Origin of the sequence: Paraburkholderia sp. RL17-373-BIF-A (genome assembly GCF_046030175.1) — a bacterium.
Classification (GTDB): Bacteria; Pseudomonadota; Gammaproteobacteria; order Burkholderiales; family Burkholderiaceae; genus Paraburkholderia.
This window is the reverse complement of record NZ_JARESO010000392.1, coordinates 1-545: the sequence shown is the minus strand read 5'-3', so window position 1 is coordinate 545 and position 545 is coordinate 1. Positions and strand designations below refer to the sequence as shown.

Sequence of the window (545 nt, the reverse complement as noted above, 5' to 3'; positions counted from 1 at the left end):
CCCGGACGGTCAGTTGAAACTCCCCCACTTATGGTCGCGCAAATTCCCCCACCCTGTGAAGCAGGACTAAGGGTTATTTAGCTGGTTTTCGATTTCCGTGCAAGCGTTTCAGCGGCTTCCTTGAGGCGGTAGCTGCGGCCGTCGAATTCAAGCAGGTGGCAGTGATGCATGAGCCGGTCGAGGATCGTGGTGCTCATCGTGTTGTCGCCCAGGTATGCGCCCCAATCCTGCACAACGCGGTTGGACGTGACGACAACGCTTCGATGCAGTTTGTAGCGTTGATGGATCAGCGTTTGCAGCAGTGCGCCAGCGGCGTCGGGGATCGTACGCGACAGGAACAGGTCATCCAGCACGAGCAGATCGCTCTCGAGGATGGCTCGCAGCCGGGCTTCGCGCTGGGCAGTCGGGCTCAGCGCGTAACGGTTGAAGAAGTCGTCGGTCTCAAGATACTGCACCTTGTGGCCTTGCAGGACGGCCTGGTAGGCGACGGCCTTCGCAACGTGCGATTTGCCGGTGCCTGGTTTACCGATGATCAGCGCGTTGTC

General features: G+C 59.6%; 1 protein-coding gene. It reads right to left on the bottom strand.

Annotated features, from left to right (window positions below; translation table 11 throughout):
- Window positions 1–77: 77 nt before the first annotated feature.
- On the bottom strand, window positions 78–545 hold a 468-nt coding region (locus P0D80_RS51035; RefSeq protein ID WP_408296548.1), incomplete at its 5' end, for an ATP-binding protein.